Below are 815 nucleotides of genomic sequence, written 5' to 3'. Positions count from 1 at the left end.
CTATTAAAACCGGATCAATGCCTACCCTGATGGTTTTGGTCAGTCCTCAACCGCTGCGTCCGTTGCGCAAAGAAAATCATTAATACTGGCAGCCACCTTCTCCGGCTCCTCCATGTGCAAATGGTGGCGCCCTGGCAGCCGTACAATTGAGGCCCCTTCCAGCCAGCCCAACCGGTGATCGAACATGCCATTTCCGCCCATGCCCTGCTCACCAATAATCAGGCAGGTGGGAGCCTTGATGGCTCGAATAAAGCCCTCTACCTGCTCTTCGGTCAGGCGCAGAAAGGAGGTGAGCCGCAAACGGCTGTCTGCCCGCCAGGTCCACCCCCCTTCCACCGGCATCAAGCCGCGCTCGCTCAACAGCCCGGACGACGCATGATTCAACCCGCCAAAGCCCTTGGTACGGGCTTCGATAGCATCCTCGACCCGGGCGTAGACCGGTTTGCGTTTGCCTGCCAGCGAGGAGGAATCATCCAGCGCTTTACGCAAGTTTGTTGCCACGTCCTTGCCGTCGGTGCTGGGCGGGCCCAGCCCTTCGATCAACACCAACCGGGATACCCGCTCCGGGCAGGCCGCCGCGAACAGGCAGGCAATACCTGCCCCCATGGAATGCCCCATCAGGGTGAACCGCTTCCACCCCAGCTGATCCACAACAGCCAGCACATCACGAACGTGGTCCACCAGATGCGTGACCACGCCATCAGGTCGATGATCGGAATGGCCATGGCCGGACACATCCAGCGCCAACAAAGGTCGTTTCAGATAAGCTGATAGAGGCGAAAATGAAGCCGCGTTATCCAGCCAGCCATGCAACG

The 815-nt window shown here is 59.5% G+C and carries 1 protein-coding gene; it reads right to left on the bottom strand.

Annotated features, from left to right (window positions below; genetic code table 11):
- Positions 1–39: 39 nt before the first annotated feature.
- Positions 40–815: alpha/beta fold hydrolase (locus A3754_RS03550; RefSeq protein ID WP_063518866.1), on the bottom strand; the 776-nt coding region annotated here is incomplete at its 5' end.

This window comes from Alcanivorax sp. HI0083 (assembly GCF_001635175.1).
This window is presented reverse-complemented; position numbering and strand designations above follow the sequence as displayed.